We start from the raw sequence: 16,411 nt of genomic DNA, 5'->3' as shown, positions 1-16,411 counted from the left end.
GGTTAGTTGCTCCGCGGTTCCCGGACGAGAGCGACACGGCCGAGAGCGGCTCGGCTGGCCAGGATGGGGCCTTCATCTGTGCCGACAGCGAGGTTGACCACGACGGTGCCGGAGGCGTCGGGCCTGGAGACGGAGACAACCGTGGCATCGATGGTCTCCGGGGCGACGCTGGTCTCCGGCAGTTCGTCTCCTTGGGCAGGGGTGGTCACTGCCTTGACCTTGTCGCCGGGAGCGAGGGTCCCGGCCGGGGCCATGCCCCGCTTGATCTGGACGCCCACCTGCTCTTGGTCGTCTCCCAGGCCGGTTCCGGGGGTCAGCTGCGAGGCGAGCAGCAGCCCGCCTTTGCGTAGATCGACGGCCGTCCGTTTGCCGACCACCGAGGTCTTGTCGATGACCGGCAGCGGCGAGAGCGCCGCGTCCGCGGAGACTTCTGCGACGGTGATATCGGCCGCGGTGAGGGCCTGACCGGCCGGCACGTCGCGGGCGACGGCGAGGACCTTCGTGCGGTCGCTGGCGGAGTTGACTGCCCAGGCGGCTGTCAGAGCGCAGATCACCGCTAGCACGATGCACAGGGCAACCACCGACCACCGGCGTTCCCGCTTGACGGGCGCCGTGGTGGTGATCGGCAGCTCGGAACGGTCCGAGCTGGTCGGGCGCGGCACGGCTGGCGCTGTGGCTTCCATGTCGGACACGAACCTTTCGGGGTATCTCTGGTGCGCGCGGTGCGCGTGGTCAGTTGAGGACCTGCACCTCGGCAACGGTGATGTCTACGGCGTTGTCGCGTACTTCGGTGAACTGGCCGGACTCACCGGTGGTCGCTTCCCAGCCGATCGACCAGGTTGATGTCGCCGTCACGTGGAACGTGCCGGAGTCCGTGGTGGACGAGGGGACCTTGAAGCGGTGGCCGCAGTCGGGGGACGGATTCTTGCCGTATGCCGCTTTGTACGGGGTGCCAGCGGTGGTGCATGTGACCGACTGGCCGTCGCCCATACTCCAAAGGATCTTGGCGACCCTGGCCGTGGCGGTGACGGTGATGCCGCCTGCCGATGCGCTGGCGGTGTTCGGTCCGTAGGTCTCAGGGCCCTTTTCGGTCCACATGTAGACCGGCATGCCGACGACGCCTTTCCCGCCAGGCTTCGGGGTGATGCCGATGTCAGGTCCACGCAGGAGCATCTTGTCCAGGGCTTCCTGCGCCAGCTGGGCGACGTCTACGACTTCACCCTCTTCGGGCGGTTCCGGCAGCCAGACGGCTCCGACCTGGGCGCCGATAGGGTTGCCGTGGCAGTCCTTTCGGTAGACGGCCCCGTCGCCGGGCTCGTGTCCGTCCCACAGCAGACTGCCTGCAGGAGGCTGCGGGTCGAGTTTCTCGTACGTGCACGTGGTGTCGCTGTCGCCGCCCGAGGTGCTGCCGGTGCCGGTCTGCTCGTTGCTGCCGCTGTCGCCGTTGTCCCCAGGCGCTCCGGCCTCGACGCAGACGAATCGGCCGCAACCCCCGACGTCAGTACTGGGCTCATCGGCTGCGTGAGTAGGGGCTGCCGTGGCGAGGGCGGAGAAACTGACGGCGGCTGCGGTGATCCAGCGGCGCCTCAGCACTTCTTCTCCTGTGGCTCATCCTCGATGACCCTCCATCCGTCAGGCCAGCGCTCGATGGTGGAGGCGATGACGTAGCGGGTCAGTCGCTGGGAGGGCAGAGAGGCTGGCTTCTTCGTATCTGCATGGATGACTTTCCACTCGGAGACGTCCAGGCAGCTGGAGAGTTTGACGTGGGGAACTTTGCGACTGAGGTCGGCTGCTGTCACTGTCGCATCGTGGACGCTGACGTCGCCGGTGATGATCAGGCCGCGGTCATGCATGTCTTTGGCGTCCGCGGTTGCGTTCGCTAGGGCCGCGGCGGCGGCATAGCGCTCGATGTCCGTGCTCTTGCCGGTCTTATTGGCGTAGAGGCGTTCCATCTCGTCCCAATATGCGCGATATTGGCTAATGGCTTCTTGCTTTGCCGTTTTGGCGGGATCCGGAGAGGTGGACGCTGAGAGGGATGGCGCCGGCGTGGAAGTCTCAGCGGAGGGCTTGCCGTCTCCGTCGGATGTTCCGCACGCGGTCAGGGCGAGTAGGGCGCACAGCGTGAGGGACGCGGCGGCGACGTTACGAACGTGAATAGAAGACTGGTGTGTGCGGCGCTTCACGATGCCTCCCCGTACGACGCGGTGCGGTTGGCCGCTGCTCCCAGGCTCCGGCATAGATCGGCGCAGAGCAGCGGCCCGGCCCAGCTGTAGTGATGCGTTTGCGTGATCGAGAGGTTACGCATATGCCAGTCAACTTCCCAGCTTGAAATTTGAGTTCACTTGCACAACTCGGGATGTACCGGGTCACTCTCGGAATCGGATGTCGATATGTAGTCGTGTGTGGCCACATGTTCTGGTAGCAAATCGGGGCGAGCCCCCTGCTTTCGTCGAGGGCGGTCAGCCGCCGAGCTGCCGGGAACGTCGGCCTCACGGTGATCACGTCACCGTCGAGGGTCACCCGACGGTCCGGGAATCGGTGGTGCGCGAGGTCCAGGTCGTCCAGGTCGAAGTCGCCGGACCCCCTCAGCCTCGCAGGCGCGCCCGACGCGCGAGACGGAAGGCGTGCGGACGGGCCGCCCGGCGCCAGACGCCGCTTCAGAAATGCGAATTGCGCCAGTGGCTTGCGACATCTGAAACCTCCCAAGTGCAGGGCCAGGCAAGGCGAGTTGAAAGCCATAACCGTGCGGTGCGGAAGTGAATCAACCATTCGCGTGAGCAAATATCAAGTAGGGGCTGCGGAGTAGTTGCAAGGCTGCGACATTCGGTCGCCACCAGGCGCCGCGCGTCACAGCTCGGTCCACGGCCGCGACTCGCCGCCGGCCAGAGGCACCCAGACATCGCCGGTAGGCCCCCGGAGTTCGAGGTCGTCCAGGACCGCCGCACCCAGCGGCACCTGACGGGCCAGCGTGCCCACGAGCGGGTGCTGCGCGACCATGGCCTGCAGGTCGCTGATCCTGTTGCCCAGGACGAATCGGGAGGCGCCGGTGAGCACGAAACAGGACCCGGGGGAACACGGGATACCAGCGCAGCCAGACGGCACCGGGAACAACCGACTGACACGCGCGGGACCGGCCGACAGGCTGCGGCTCGTACGACCACAGCCGCGCGTACTCGATCAACTTCAGTGCGAGCCGCTCGCTGCTCATGGTCGTCCGGTCGACCTCGACGAACGCCCTGAGCTTCGTCCGCTGATCCTCACCGATGAGCGTGTAGTACATCACCGCATCCGTGATGATCTTCTCGCCGTCGCTGAGCGGGTGGGAGACCTCAGGCGTCCAGTCCAGGTGACCGTGCTCGTCGCCACGCCTACGGGCATCGGCGACGAACGCCAGGTGGGTACGGACCACGGTCAGGGTGTGCGGCGTCTTCAACGAGGCGGCGGTGGCCGAGTTGATCGGATACGGCGGCCGACCCCTAAGCGCGGGGAAGTCCCGCACCAGCCGGGCCCCCTCACCCGTCAGATACCAGGCACGGGACCGGTTGGACTGCGGCAGCACCGTGTAGTCCACCAGGCCCTCACGGCGCAGCTTGTTCAACGGCGTGGAGACGGTCTGCCGCGCTGTGCCGGGCCGCAGCAGGTCGTGAAGCTGGTTCGTGGTCGCCATCCGATGCTGACCCAGCACGGCCAGGAGCTGATGCGGCAGCGGCTCCACCGAACTCGGAGTGCGGCTGGCCGACACGGCCTCGAAGGTGGTGGTCACTTGTAACCCTTCTTCTGCAACCGGGCGGCTGCCGGGGTGGTGGTGGGGGCGAGTTGGGCAAGGAAGGCGCCCACCCGGCCCAGCTGATCGGTGGCGCGAGTCGTGAGCTGGTCCAGGGGCGCGGCGCCGGCCGTGGCACGGGCTGCGCGCTCGAGTGCCGCAGCCTGGTGGGGACGGGCGTAGTCGGCGAAGACCTCGTCGAGGTGGGGGCCGGTGATCCGGACGGGACCGATGCGACGGCCCCGGACTGTCAGCGACATGTAGTGCTCGAACCGGTCGAGGGTGGCGACGACGTCAGGTCCGGGACGGTCTCCCCATTCCGAGGTGATCGCAGCGATGGCGGACTGCGATCCGGCGGTGGACGCCAGGGTGGAGGCGTTCTGGACCAGGGACAGCCGCACCGGGATGGGCAGGCGGGCCAGCAACTGGGTCATGCCGTGGACGTGGACCTTGTACTTGCGGAAGTCCTCGAACATGCTGGCGATCGTCTCTGCGGCCGCGCCGGTCAGGGTGATCAGCTCATCGAAGTACGGGCGGAACGGCACCCGTTGGGCTTCTGGGCTATCCCGCCGGGAGCGCACTGCGCGCAGCAGGTCCCGGGCGAGCAGTGCGGTGACCAGCCGGTCGGTGGGACCGTTGCCGCCCGGGCACACCCACACGATCATCTTCGAGTCCATCGCGGCTCGGATGTTGTATCGGCCGGCCGGCTGACCGAGGAACGCGCGGGTGACGGGGTTGGCGGCTAGGCGGGCGATCGGGTTGAGGACCACGGCGAAGGAGTCCGGCGGCAGCGTCGGGAACACCGTCTGCCACCAGGAGCGGGTCTCCTCGTCCAGGCGCCCCTGAACCCCGGCGAGCGCCGCAGCGCGGAAGACCGAGTCGGTGAGCAGTGCCCGCACGTGGAAGACTGTGGCCTGGTCGTCGGGGCGCCCGGCCTGGCAGGCGGCTTCGTTGACGGCCACCAGCACCGCCAGGGAGGTGGTGAGGATGGTCAGCGCGCGGGGTGCGCCGGCGTCGTCCCAGCCGAGCGCGGACGCGAAGGCGTCCGCGGTGGCCTCGACGACCTCGTGCGCCACCTGGCCCTGGTGCATGCCGAGCGGGTTCCACGAACTCACCTGAGGCGCAGGCCCATGGGCGTTGAGGTCGATGAGCGCGATCCGGTCCATCAGCGCGTCGTGGGCGAGGAACGGCAGAGCGCGGGGCCAGGAGTCGCGGTGCGGGTCGACGAACATCAGCCCGCCTCCTGCATGAGCCCAGCCGATGGCCTGCGCGAGGGCGCGTTCGGTCTTGCCGCCGCCCGCCTTTCCCACGCCGACCTCGAACAGCGTCTCCTTCGCATAGCTGGCGACCAGCCGCCTGCGGCCGTCGGGGCCGCGGTAGATGCCCTGCAGCAACAACGTGGGGTTGTTGAATTCGAAGGTCGGCAGGTCCCCGGCGAGCAGCGGCAGCCGGCAGTGCACCGTGGGCGGCTTGAGCAGGCCGGTCAGCTCCTCCAGGCGCACCCAGTTCGGACGAGGCGGCTGGCAGTGACCCAACGTCCAGCGGCGTTCGAAGCCGCGGCGGCTGGGCCAGCGGTCCGCCCCGAACCGCCACGGGCCGACCCGCCATCCGCGCATCGCCCACCTCGAGCCGCCGCCGAACACGTCGAAGGCAGCCTGGAGCTGGGCGAGCCGGGCCTGGGAGCGGCCTTCGGTGTTCGACGCGCACATCACCAGCAGCTGCACGCGCACCAGGTGGTCGTCATCGGCGAGTTTGCCCAGCGCCTCGGCCGGCTCAACCCGCCGGGGGACGGGCGGCATGACCAGACGGCGCCCACCCCCATTGCCCTGCTTGCCGCTGACCAACTGCTGCAGCTGCCAGGCCAGTGAGTCCTCGACACCGCCTGCGTCCTGGCGCACCCACCGGGCGGCGCGCTGGGCCTCGCGCCGCTCCCTGCGCCGGGCGTCCGACATCAGCTGCAGACGCCGGGCGCGCAGCGCCCATTTGGGGGCCCGCTGGATGTCGAGCCGGATCTCGGCCAGGTCCCCCAGCTCGGCCCGCAGATCAGAAACGGCGTCGATCAGCGGCTGCAGCGGGTCAGGGTCCAGCGGAACGTCCCGCAGCGGGGCCGTGGGCTTGCCACGCAGGACGAACTCCGCCCGCACCACATGCTCACGCGGCTTGTCGACGAGCGGGCGGGCCCGGTTCACCGTGACGGCGGGACCGAACGGCGTGATCGACAGCAGACGTTCACCGCCGGCAGGACCTTCGATCCGGTACCGCAACGGGCTCGAGCCGTCGGCGCGCAGCCGGATCTGCACCGCCTTCGACCGCCTGGGCGCCCACCACGGCATGCTCGTTGAAGCTCGGGCAAGCTGAACCCCGCGGCGGAAGATCTCCTCCAGGCCTGGGTCGAAGTGCTGCGACGGCACGAGTTCCAGCGCCATCCGCTCGGCCGAGGCCTTCCTCGCAAGACGGCGCACCACCATCTCGCTCACGGCCCAGCAGGCGGCCGCGGCCGCCACGGGCACGCACCAATAGGTGATCACCCAGCCAGCGGCGTTAACCAGGCCGGCCAGCAGACCGAGGACCTGACCGGCCGCCTTGTCATCCGCCTGCTCGGTCAGGTACGGGGCTGCGGTGTCCACGTGGACCCTCCTTTCGTTGAAGTACGGGTGAAGTACCAGTCGGTGATGCGCCGGTCGGTGTAGGTCCCGCCGCGGTCGGCAGCCGCCCACACCAGGTGCACCACCGCCTTGTCCCGGCTGCCGTCGCGGCGGGCGATGGCAGCCTGGATGCGGAAGCGGGCGGTGGAGAACGCCGGTGCGATCGCCCGGTCCCAGGTACCGAAGATCGCGGGCCACTTGGCGCGGCCGACCCCTGTGGCGTCCGCCCGCAGCAGGCCACGGCCGGCCGCGAGGAGCTTTTGCTCCTCGTCGGCGGCAAGGTCGGCGGGCCAGGCGTCTTCTAACGACTTCTGGATGAAGGCATCGCCGGCCGCACCCTCGCCATGCGGCGGCGGCCCGGACGCACCGGCTGACTGCGTCGACCTCGTGGATGCCGTGGCATGCGCGGACCCGCTGGGCTGCGCAGCAGGGCCGCGTGCGGCGGTCGCCGAGGGATACGGCGTGGGAGTGGTCGTGCGCGGTGGCGTCGAGGTTGCTGGTGCGCTTGGGGTGTGCGGCACTGTCAGTAGGATCACCCCGGTGAGGGCCAGGGCCACGGTGGTGATCAGCAGCAGGCGCGGCGAACGTGCGGGGGAGGTGGTCATAGCAGCCGGGCCCCTCCCGCGTATCCCGACATTGCGTTGACCGCGTCCTGCCGGACGACGGTTCCGGGACGGGGGGCGTTGATCATCTGTCCGCTGCCCAGGTAAATTCCGACGTGATAGATCGTTTTGTCGCGGCCGGGGGCGTCGGCGTAGAAGACGAGGTCGCCAGCCTTGAGCGCACCGGTGCCGAGACTGGCGGGGATGCGCTGGCCGACACTGGCCTGGCCGGCCGCGAGGCGGGGCAGTTGGATGCCGACCTTGGCGTAGGCGTAAACGGTCAGCCCCGAGCAGTCGAAGCCCTTGATGCGTTCGCCGCTCTTCCCGCTGGGGGAGCAGCAGATCCCGGTCGACTTGCCCTTGGCGTTGCCGCCGCCCCACGAGTAAGGCACACCGCGTTGGGAGAGCGCCGCCTCGATCACGGTGCGGACCTTCCCGGTCACGTTCTTCAGGTCCGGGTCCTTCGCGGCTGCTGTGTACTGGTCGATCCAGCCCAGCACGTTCGAGACGTACTCACCTGAGTGGTTGTACTGGAAGATCGCGGCCTTGAGCTGAGCCCGCTTGGGCAAGTCCCGGCCGTTGCCGCACAAGTAGACGGCGGCGCCGAGGGCTGCGTCGTCGGCGTTGTGGGGGTCCGCTGTCTTGTCCCCGCTGGCATCCTTGCCGACGCCCTCCCAGGTGGACGGCAGGAACTGGAAGGGGCCGACAGCACGCTCCGCGCTCGCGGTGCCGTCCCAGCGGCCGTTGTCGGTGTCCGGGAAGACGGTGGTGTTCCCACCGGCCCCGGAGCCGTTGAGGAGCACCCCGTAGATCTTCGGGCGGATGTCGCCGCCTGCAGCAATGTTGCGGCCGGCGGCATGGTTCGATTCGACCTTGGCGATCCCGGCAAGGACCGGCCAGCGCATGCCCTGGCACTTGGGCACGTACCTCCCAACCTGCTGTACGGCTTTCTTATAAGCAGCCAGCATTCGGGCGGGGATGTCCGCCATGCTGCCGCCGTCGGCGATTCCACCATCGGCATCGTCCTGGAGCCCGGTCTGCAGCGCGACGTACGCGCTGATCGCGTTCGAGACAGGAGCCGCGCAGCACACGGCGGTGAACAGCAGCAGCACACTCACGCATCCCCACCGCCCCAGGCAGCGCCGTGCCCACTTCACTCGGCATCACCGTCCTCGGCCGGCGGCTGCTGGCCCCGCTCACGGCGCAGACGCTCCGCTTCGGGACCGGTCCGCCGCATCAGCTCCTGCATCCGCCTACGCGCTTCTTCGCGTGTGGTGTTGCCAGCGCTACCTGCGCCGGGAAGGGCCGAGCCCGTCCTGTGCGGCGCAGGACTCGTCGGACGTGGGGCGTTACCGTCCGTGAGCCGGTTCGGGGACGTCGGCGTGGCGCTGCCTCCCGCCGGAGACGCCGGCGCGCTCGGCCCAGCCAGGGGCGGCCCCGAACGGCCCGCGGGGCTGCTGGTACGCGCCGTCGGCGGCTGCACCGGGTTCGGCCGTGAGGAAGACACTGTCGTCGCTGTGGTGAGGCGGCGGCTGCGGAAGGGACCGGACCGGGCTACTTGCCGTCCCGCCTCGGCCCAGGCCCGGCCGTCTTCGCGGACGGTGTTGCCCCACACCCGCACCTGCTGGCGGGCGTCCTGGGAGTAGCGCGAGCCTCCCGACCGGGCCCGGCGCACATTGGCCGGCAGACCGACCGTCGCGCCGTATGCGGCCCGGCCGCCGCGGTGCAGGATGCGGTACCCGCGGAAACGGACCAGGCGGTTGTGCGCGCGCGTCGACAGCAGAGTGCGGTCGGTGTTCTGGTCGTGCAGTACCTGCCCCGAGCGGCGGTCGACGACCTGGCCGTCCTCGTCGCGGTAGCGGTCGGGCGGACCGCCGGGACGATGGGGCCCTCCGCCCCTCGACCCGCCTCCTGGTCCGCCGGACGGGCCGTCGGCGTCCGGGTCGCCGTCGGCGGTGGGCTTGCGCCACTTGGCCAACTGCTCCTTGTCCGGGCGGCGGCCGATCAGCAGCCAGTGGGCGCCCTTGGCGCTGAGTCGTGCGCCCAGCCCGCCCACGGCTGCGGCTGCGGTCAGCGGGGCCAGACCACGCCCGGCTTCTGCGGTGGCGTCGGCGAGGATCCGGCCGGTGTCCACCGGCATGCCCGCGCCATCGACCAGCGAGGTGAGCGCGCCCATCAGCCTTTGGCGGGTGCCGAGCATCCCGTACCGGCCGCCGCCCCCGCCGGTGAAGGTACGCAGCCCGCCGCCGTACCCGCCGAGCGCTGCGGGGGAGTTCATGGCGAGGGCGGCGCCGAGTTCGGAGGTGTCGCCGGGCATGTGGGTGCCGCCGACCTTGGCGTAGCGCATGCGCATGGCCATGCGCCGGCCGAAGGAGGTGATGCCGGTCAGGAGCCTGCGGTGCCCCGCCGCGCCTGCGATGGCGAGGACGTCGATGAGCAGGATCCACTCCACCATCAACTGAGGGCCTTCGGTGATGGTGGCGTCGACGGCGATTCCGAAGAACGGGATGAACGCGCAGATCCCGACCACGGCCAGGACCGCGATCCCCCACAGGGACAGCCACTTCCACACGGACTGGCGCGGGGGTCCCGGCAGCATGGCGGCGATGAACGTGACGCCGCCGGCGGCCGCCGCGGCCGCGCAGATGCCCTGGGTGCCGAGCAGAACGATGGCGCTGGACAGCAGCATGCCGCAGATGAACAGGGCGGCGATCAGCAGCAGGAAGGCACCGCCGAGCCGCCACCAGGTGGGCTTCTCGGCGTAGACGGTGCACGACCTGCCGACCGGGCCGGCCTTCTTCATGTCGGCGAGGAACGCGGCGAACGCCTGGTCTTCGTCGGTGACGATCGCGTTCGAGGTGTCGAGGAGTTCGCCACCGGGTGTGAACTCAGGCAGCGCACCCTCGGTTCCGGTCTCCTCCTGGCCCCGCTCGCAGTAGGCCCGGCCGGGCCCTTTGAGCATGTCGCAGGGATCGTTGTCCTTGCCTGTGTCGTCATGGGCGTCGGGCTTGTATCCGCCGGTGATCCACTTCAGGTGGACGGCGTAGGCCTTGCGGTCGGAATCCTTGGCGGGGTTGAGGATGCGTCCGTACTGCAGGAGCATGTGCGGCTTGACGATCAAAGCGTTGGTGATCGAATCCTGGATGGGGCGGGCCACTGCCGTTGAGGGGACCGGCCCGTCGCCTTCACGTTTCACGCACTCGAATTCGGCGTTGCCTGCCATGCGGGAACATGGGTCGTGGCCGGCGAGCTTGCCGCCCCAGTCGTAGGCGTTGACGCTCTGCCGGGCGACCTCGGCGGCCACCTGCTGGGACTGTCCCAGCGGGCCACCTGCGCCGAGCAGGGTGTCGGGACGGATGAGAGCGGAGGCAGCGATTGCCCCGATGAGCAGAGTGAGGAAGATTTCGCCCAGACCGCGGCCGACCCGCCCGCGCACGATCATGAATCCGGAGAAGACGAACGCCCACGCGAGCAGCAGCCCTTTCAGTCCGAGGGTGTCGACTACCACGTTGTCGTAGGTGTCGGCGACCTTCTGCGCAGGCTCGATGAGGATCTTCAGCAGTGGGAACCGGAAGGCCACCTCGATCGCCCACCCCGCCAGCCCGACCAGCAGCCGGATCAGGGTGAACAGCCCGGACAGGGCGAAGGCCAGAGCCTGCGTCTTGAAGGCGACGATGGAACCGCCCTCGGCGCTCAGCTCGTACCCGTCGATCGGCACCCCCTCGGAGGAGGTGATGTTCAGCGGGGCGAGCAGGTCTCCGGTCTCGCTGCTGCCGGCCGCGTATACGACCTGGCTGTTCACCATGACGAACACGATGGTGAGCAGCGTCACGAAGCCGGCCGAGCGCAGGGTTGCGCGGTCTGGACGGAACATCTCAAGCCCGCTCTCGTCCTGCCGGAGCGCGGCGCCAGATCACGAGCGCCCCCAGCACCGCCGCGGCGGGGACCACCTTCCAGGCGGCGGCGTCGCCGCTGTCCTGGGCGGTGGCGGCGCTCGTGGCGGGGCGGCCGCGCTCGCAGTGCGCCTTGGCCGGACCGGTTATCGGATCGCACGTGTCTGAGGGTGTCCTGGCGGTGTCGGCGGCGAAGGCGTGTCCGGTGCGTGGCCACCAGGTCTGCGGCAGGCTCGCCCCGAGCACCAGGACGAGCACGCCGACGGCGACGGCGATGGCCGTGAGGGCGCTCGCGGCTGCGGCGAGACGCCTCGAGCGACTGGCAGCGAAAGAGGTCACAGGAGTTCCTTCTGACGGTCGCCCGCAGCGGCGCCGGCGAGCGGCGGGGGTGCGGTGGTGCGGCGTCCCGGCGTGGTGGTGATGGAGGAGGCGATCCGCTCGATGCGCGGGATGCTGACCTTGATCCGGCCGATGTTCTGCCGCGGGCAGGCGAGGAGGAACTCGCCTTCGCGGCCGCGCTGTCCGACGGGGGACAGGCCGGTGGTCACCAGCCGCAGCAGCTCGGGGTCGTTCGGATCGAGACCGAGGAACTCCAGCCCCCGGCGGGCGCGTTCGCGGTCGGTGGTGCGGGCGAGCGCGCGGTAGGCCATCAGTCCGCGGTCGGGCCCGAGTTCATCCGCGTCGTGGGATCCGGCGATCAGCCCGGCGCCGTGCTTGCGGCCGTCGTGGAGGATCTCGTGGACCAGGGCGGTGCCTTCGGCGGACGAGGTGAGCCAGTACAGCTCGTCTGTCACCACCGCGGTGAACCGTTCGGGGTCCTCGAACGCGGTCTGCCGGGCGATCGCCGCGATCAGGTAGAGGACCGCGCGGCCGATCAGGGCTTCCAGGGGTTGCTGGTGGAGCACTTCGGGCTTGTCGAACGCGGCCTTGGGCGGCAGCTTCAGGCCGGTCGTCGTGATCACGATCATGTCGGAGGCGCTGGAGGCGTCCAGCCGCACGGGCGGCAGGGCCGGGTCGAACACCATCGCGGCGAGAGGGCTGCTGGCCACGACGCGGATGAGTCCGGCGAGGGTGGCGGCCGCGTCCTGCCGCTTGCCCGTCTCCGCCCCGCCCATCTCCTCAAGGACCTGAAGGACACGGTGCATGGAGGGGGCTTCGCCGGCTGCGGCCCGCTCAACGGCGTGGTGCAGGACTTCCCCGCTGGTGCTCATGGGGCCGATGCCGAGCTGGAGGGTGAGGTAGGACAGGGCGTAGTGGCGGCCTTCGGGGCCGGTGAAGATGCGCAGGGGGTCGATGGACACCTCGGCGCGTGCGGCGTCGATGATCTGGCAGCGGCCCGCAGCCGCGGTGCGGGCGAAGCGCGCCCACTCCCGCACGGGGGTGCGGTCGATGCAGATCGCGACCCCGCCGCGCGCCCACACGGCCTCGGAGATCAGTTTCTCCAGGACGCTTTTGCCTGCGCCGAGATCTCCGACGACGCCCATGGAGGCGGAGGCGTCCTGTTTCGGCGCGTCCGCCACGTTGATCATGACGGGGCGGGTGGTGCCGCAGTCCAGGTCGATGCCGAGGAACATGCCGTTGGGATCGCCGACTTCGGAGGCGGTGAAGGCTCCGCCCAGCGCCCAGTCCTCGCTGACCTGGTGCTGGGTGAATTCCCGGACTGCACCGGGCCGCGCGGTGCCGGGCAGACCGAGGGTGAACAGGGCCTCTTGGAGGCCGGCCGGGCGGACCGCACGGTAGTCGGCGCCGCCGAGCAGTGCGGCCAGGGCCCGGGCGCGGGCGTCGCAGACGGCGGCGGTCGGACCCCACACGGTCAACACGGTCACGGACTGGACCTCGACCTCCACGCTGGTGCGGGACAGGCGGGCGTCGAGCTCGCCCAGGTCACGGGCGGCGTCGGTCAGCGAGGCGGGCATGCCGGTGGGGCGGGCGTCGTACTGGTCGGCCTGGTCGACGAGCTCGTTCTTCTTGCGCCGCACCTGGTCGCGGGCCTTCTCCGCCGGCACCAGAGTGAGGTCGACGGTGTAGTCGACGGGGAAATCCAGGGTCTCCAGCTGAGCGAACAGGTCAGCAGCGTCCTGGCTCACCGCGGGCGGGCACTCGGCCAGCGCCAGCTGAGCCTGATAGCCCACCCCGGCGTCGGACTCCACCTGCAGCCACCGCCGCTTGAGCGGCGACGACGCCTTCAGCCGCCACCACGCCTTGCGGCCCGACCGGCCGATCCGGTCCGTGCCGGTCAGGTCGTCGACGCCGTCGAGAGCCGGGTCGACACCGCCCTCCTGCAGGCGGGCCTGGCCGAGGTCGGCGTAGCTGGGGGAGTGCAGCATTCCCGCCCTCAGCTGTCCGCCGTACAGGTCGCTGGTCTCGGCCTCGGTGAGCAGCGGCTCGTCCAGGCCGCGATGGAGAGCGTGCTGGATCATCCACACGATCTCCGCCGGGCGGGCCGGGCGCAGGGCGATGCCGCCGGCGAGCGCGGCCTCCACCCGCACGGCCTGCTCGCGGTAGGCGGTCACCTCGCGGCGCGCCACGGGTGCCGCCCGCATGCCCAGCATCGGGGCGACGTCCGCCCACATCGCGCCGAGCGATGCGGTCATCTGCCCGCCCGCGGCGTCGTTCTGCAGCGGCACCGCCAGCCAGAGGGTGCGCCGGTGCATCTCCTGGTCGTTCAGCAGGTCCAGGGTGGCTTCGACGTTCTCCACCCACGGATGCGCGTCGCCGGGAGGCTGGGCGCCGGGCTCAATGCCCTCGATCATGCGCAGGGCGATCTCGCCTGGGTCGACCTGTGCGCACAGCCCGAACAGGCGCGGCGCCCCCGTCAACGAACGGATCAGGTGCGTGATCTTCGCGAGCTGCTCGTCGCGGACTGCGGCCGGCACGTAGGTGCCCTGGACGGTCTCCTCCCGGCGGCCGCGGGCGTCCGGACCGGGGTGCAGCCGGTACAGCGCCCACACACTGCCGTGTGTCGACCACACCAGATGCCCGGCGATGTGACGGATCGGCACCCTCACCGCGCACCCCCCGCCTGCTGGGCCAGAGCGAGCAACTGCTGCACACCCGACACCGGCCCAGCTGGCACCGGCCCCGTCGGTGCCGGGCGAGTCTGCGGCTCTGAACGCGGTCCTGCGGACGGACGGGCAGCCCGGCCCCGGGGCGCGCTCCGGCCGGCTGCCGGCTGGCCGGCGCGCGGCGCCGCCACGGCCGGGACAGCAAGAACAGCCTCTTCGAGGGTGAAGCCACCGAGCAGAGGACGGGAGAGGCGGTCCCGGGCGGCCCTCCCGCCCATCCGGCCGCCCTGCGGCTGCCAGGCGAGCAGCACCCAGCCCAGCGCCGCCTGCAACGGGGCGCGCCCCTTGATCTTCGGCCGGCGTACCGCCCAGACCGTCAAAACCCAGGCCACGATGGGCACCGGGCCCATCCACGACCACCAGCCGATCGTCTTGACCAGCAGGAAGCCGCCGCCGACCGCGACCGCGATCTGTGCGGGCGTGTACGGGCCGAGCGGGATCTTCCAGTCGGCGACCTTGCCCAGCACCCACGGGTGGCGGCGGGCGGAGGTGTAGAAGCGTCCCACCCGCCCCGCGGCCGCCGCGCTCACAGCCGGCCTCCCGCGCCGCCCGAGTGCACACGGGCGAGCGGACCGGGACCCTGCACGACGCCGGGCACGGCGGGCGCGCCCTTGGCCGGGTTCTTCACCTCGTCGGTGAACATGTCCGCCAGGTCCTCGCGGGAGTCGTACAGCCCCAGCGCGATGATCATCAGCAGCAGGGCGCCGATCCCGGCCTTCAGGCTGAACTTCTGGATCATGATGACGACGACCAGCACGATCAGACCGGCCTGCAGGCCCTTGGTCGCCCAGCCCTCGAACATGTCGATCCAGCTGTCGCCGAGGTCGTCCAGCTGCCCGGCGAGCATCATGCTCTGCACCGTGTTCACCGGGCACCCCCGTCCCGGACGGTCCCGGACTCCAGCGCCGCGACTTCCCACCGGCCGGAGCGGGACTCGAGAGCCAGGTCGTACGCCAGCGGCCAGCGCCCGGCGTCATCCCGCGCCTCAACCCGGACGCGGACGCGGACCTCGGTACCGTCGGCCGGAACCTGCTCGGCGGCAGCGGCCTCCTCAGCGCCCCACACCTCCTGGACCGCGACCGCCTGGTACGGGGCCGGCGAGATCGGCGACAGCTTCACCCCGGGCGCGAGGTAGCGATCCACCTCCCCGGCCCCCGTCAGGTAGGCGCCGAAGAACTCCCCGACCGCGGACGACAGATCGCTCCCGGACGGCACGCTCACGCCGTACGGCGACGGGGTCACCGCGGCGCGCGCCGGGCCCGCCACCACCCCCGGGGCACCGGTCACGCCGAACGAACTCCCGCTCGCGTCGGCGGCCACGGGGACGACGAAGTAGCGCACCCGTCCGTCGGCGTACTGCGCAGCCACAGTCACCGCCCACTCGCCGGCGTCGCGCTGCGCACTGCGCACCGCGGTCACCGACCCCAGCTTCGGCTGCGCACCGGCGACCGGGTCCGGCAGATCGACGTCCGGCGCGAGCAACTGCGCAAGCCGCGCCTGCGCGCTGCTGGCCTCCTCGCCACTGCTGCGCAACCACGCGTCAACGAACACCTGCGCATAGCCCGCCGGGTCGGCCGCGGCGGCCGCGGTGCGCACAGCGGCCGGCTTGTCCGAGGGGGCGGCCTTGGCCGTGGTCGGGCCGGACATCACCGCCACGCCCAGGGCGACGGGACCGGCCGCGATCGCGGTGAACAGGGCCAGGCGCGACAGGCGGACGCGGCGCCTCATCTTCTCCAGTTCGATGCCTGCGGCCATCGGAGGAGCAACGTCGCTCTCCGAAGCCTGCTTGCCAGGGGACATGGTCAAACTCCCAGATCAGAACGTGTACGTGCTGACCTTGAGAAAACCCGCGGGCCCCGACCCGACCACCGACCATGAGCCCCCGACCACGGTCACGATGGGGACACAAAGCCCGTGGTCGGGGCTGTGGTCGGCCCGACCACAGCCCCGACCACGGGGCACCGGCCATGGCCGGGCACGTCTGAACCGACCACCGGCGTAGAGGGCGGCGCGGACGGTGAACTGGCTCAGCGAGCTCAAGAGGGTAGAGAGGCAGAGGCCGCCAGTGGATCGGTCGCGCGCCGCTTCCAGGGGCAGGCCGTAGCGCCCGTTGCGCACGACTCGGACGACTGCGCAGAGCCAGGGCCGGCCGTGCCTGTCCGCTGTGCGCAGTCCGCAGCACATGCCGACTGCGCACGACCCCGGACCGGTTGCGCAGCCGACTGCGCAACGAGTTCCGCTGTCACTGCGCAGCCGCGATGGCGCATTGCTCCCGAGCACCGGGGGAGACGCGTGGTCGGCCCGACCACAGGCCCGACCACGGCAGCCCGGTGCGCATGTTGCCGGACCGTGACCGGTGGTCGGGGGCTGTGGCCGTCAGCCTGGTCGGGGGCGCCGGGTGAGCTGACGGCATGGATCTCGCCCACGTCTTCTCACCCGGCGG

The 16,411-nt window shown here is 70.6% G+C and carries 12 protein-coding genes and 1 pseudogene; all 13 read right to left on the bottom strand.

All coding sequences use genetic code 11. From position 1 onward, the window contains the following. Positions 1-2: 2 nt before the first annotated feature. Complete coding sequence (locus ACZ470_RS37050; protein ID WP_468434354.1) at positions 3-683, bottom strand: SAF domain-containing protein; 681 nt, start codon at positions 681-683, stop codon at positions 3-5. A gap of 49 nt (positions 684-732) precedes the next feature. Further along, positions 733-1,593, bottom strand: a complete 861-nt coding sequence (locus ACZ470_RS37045) for an ATP/GTP-binding protein (protein ID WP_468434353.1) — start codon at positions 1,591-1,593, stop codon at positions 733-735. Continuing rightward, positions 1,587-2,183 carry a hypothetical protein gene (locus ACZ470_RS37040; protein ID WP_468434352.1) on the bottom strand — a complete coding sequence of 199 codons (597 nt, stop codon included), beginning with the start codon at positions 2,181-2,183 and terminating at the stop codon, positions 1,587-1,589. The genes ACZ470_RS37045 and ACZ470_RS37040 overlap by 7 nt, the downstream gene beginning before the upstream one ends. A 664-nt stretch (positions 2,184-2,847) precedes the next feature. Beyond that, positions 2,848-3,763 (bottom strand): annotated as a pseudogene (locus tag ACZ470_RS37035) (replication-relaxation family protein). Beyond that, the gene (locus ACZ470_RS37030) at positions 3,760-6,390 is read right to left on the bottom strand and encodes an ATP/GTP-binding protein (protein WP_468434351.1); all 2,631 of its coding nucleotides are present in this window, start codon (positions 6,388-6,390) and stop codon (positions 3,760-3,762) included. Before ACZ470_RS37030 ends, ACZ470_RS37035 begins: the two are co-directional and overlap by 4 nt. After that, entirely contained in the window at positions 6,366-7,013 is a 648-nt protein-coding gene (locus tag ACZ470_RS37025) for a hypothetical protein (protein ID WP_468434350.1), read from the bottom strand. The genes ACZ470_RS37030 and ACZ470_RS37025 overlap by 25 nt, the downstream gene beginning before the upstream one ends. After that, positions 7,010-8,128 carry a C40 family peptidase gene (locus tag ACZ470_RS37020; RefSeq protein ID WP_468434349.1) on the bottom strand — a complete coding sequence of 373 codons (1,119 nt, stop codon included), beginning with the start codon at positions 8,126-8,128 and terminating at the stop codon, positions 7,010-7,012. Before ACZ470_RS37020 ends, ACZ470_RS37025 begins: the two co-directional genes overlap by 4 nt. A gap of 35 nt (positions 8,129-8,163) precedes the next feature. Continuing rightward, entirely contained in the window at positions 8,164-10,884 is a 2,721-nt protein-coding gene (locus tag ACZ470_RS37015) for a hypothetical protein (RefSeq protein ID WP_468434348.1), read from the bottom strand. 1 nt (position 10,885) lies between these two features. Beyond that, a complete protein-coding gene (locus ACZ470_RS37010; RefSeq protein ID WP_468434347.1) occupies positions 10,886-11,242 on the bottom strand; it encodes a hypothetical protein in 357 nt (118 codons plus the stop codon). After that, the gene (locus tag ACZ470_RS37005; RefSeq protein WP_468434346.1) at positions 11,239-13,911 is read right to left on the bottom strand and encodes an ATP-binding protein; all 2,673 of its coding nucleotides are present in this window, start codon (positions 13,909-13,911) and stop codon (positions 11,239-11,241) included. The genes ACZ470_RS37010 and ACZ470_RS37005 overlap by 4 nt, the downstream gene beginning before the upstream one ends. After that, positions 13,908-14,498 (bottom strand): hypothetical protein, encoded by a 591-nt coding sequence (locus tag ACZ470_RS37000; protein WP_468434345.1) that lies wholly within the window; start codon positions 14,496-14,498, stop codon positions 13,908-13,910. The genes ACZ470_RS37005 and ACZ470_RS37000 overlap by 4 nt, the downstream gene beginning before the upstream one ends. Then, entirely contained in the window at positions 14,495-14,836 is a 342-nt protein-coding gene (locus ACZ470_RS36995; protein ID WP_468434344.1) for a hypothetical protein, read from the bottom strand. Before ACZ470_RS36995 ends, ACZ470_RS37000 begins: the two co-directional genes overlap by 4 nt. Then, positions 14,833-15,723, bottom strand: a complete 891-nt coding sequence (locus ACZ470_RS36990; RefSeq protein ID WP_468434343.1) for a conjugal transfer protein — start codon at positions 15,721-15,723, stop codon at positions 14,833-14,835. The genes ACZ470_RS36995 and ACZ470_RS36990 overlap by 4 nt, the downstream gene beginning before the upstream one ends. Positions 15,724-16,411: the final 688 nt, after the last annotated feature.

Source organism: Streptomyces sp. NPDC031111 (assembly GCF_055570675.1).
The sequence above is the reverse complement of the archived record's forward strand: the minus strand, read 5'-3'. Positions and strand labels throughout refer to the sequence as shown.

Excerpts from the sequence above, each read along its gene's own strand:
- ACZ470_RS37050 (WP_468434354.1), bottom strand. The coding sequence starts at position 683 with ATGGAAGCCACAGCGCCAGCCGTGCCGCGCCCGACCAGCTCGGACCGT.
- ACZ470_RS37025 (WP_468434350.1), bottom strand. The coding sequence starts at position 7,013 with ATGACCACCTCCCCCGCACGTTCGCCGCGCCTGCTGCTGATCACCACC.
- ACZ470_RS37015 (WP_468434348.1), bottom strand. The coding sequence starts at position 10,884 with ATGTTCCGTCCAGACCGCGCAACCCTGCGCTCGGCCGGCTTCGTGACG.
- ACZ470_RS36990 (WP_468434343.1), bottom strand. The coding sequence starts at position 15,723 with ATGGCCGCAGGCATCGAACTGGAGAAGATGAGGCGCCGCGTCCGCCTG.